General features: G+C 42.4%; 2 pseudogenes. Both read left to right on the forward strand.

Going from position 1 to position 316, the window contains the following annotated elements:
- Nucleotides 1-127: pseudogene (locus tag LJE12_RS20910) on the forward strand (replication initiator protein A); the annotation flags it as partial.
- Nucleotides 124-316: pseudogene (locus LJE12_RS19810) on the forward strand (ATP-binding protein); the annotation flags it as partial. The pseudogenes LJE12_RS20910 and LJE12_RS19810, both read left to right, overlap by 4 nt.

Raw genomic sequence — 316 nt, forward strand, 5'->3', positions numbered from 1 at the left:
CGGTTATATGGCTTCTACCGGAAAGCAATACCAAAACCATGCAGCTACCATCATCCGTTGGGCAAGACAGGATCATCCTGTTTCCCGGCAACGAAATTATGAAAGTGAGGAATACGAAACATTATGACAACATTTACAGAAAAACCAACAGCTATCACACCAAACAGAGAGCTTCAGTCTGATGAATATTTTAACGAAACAAATCACCTGATCTACTGTTCCAAATGCAATACGCCAAGACAGTGCAGGCATGAATTACAGGGAAAGGTTCTTATTCCTTCCATCCGCTGTAAGTGCCAGCAGGAGATCTTTGAAC

The organism is Blautia sp. DFI.6.71, from assembly GCF_020593585.1.
Classification (GTDB): Bacteria; Bacillota; Clostridia; order Lachnospirales; family Lachnospiraceae; genus Blautia_A; species Blautia_A wexlerae.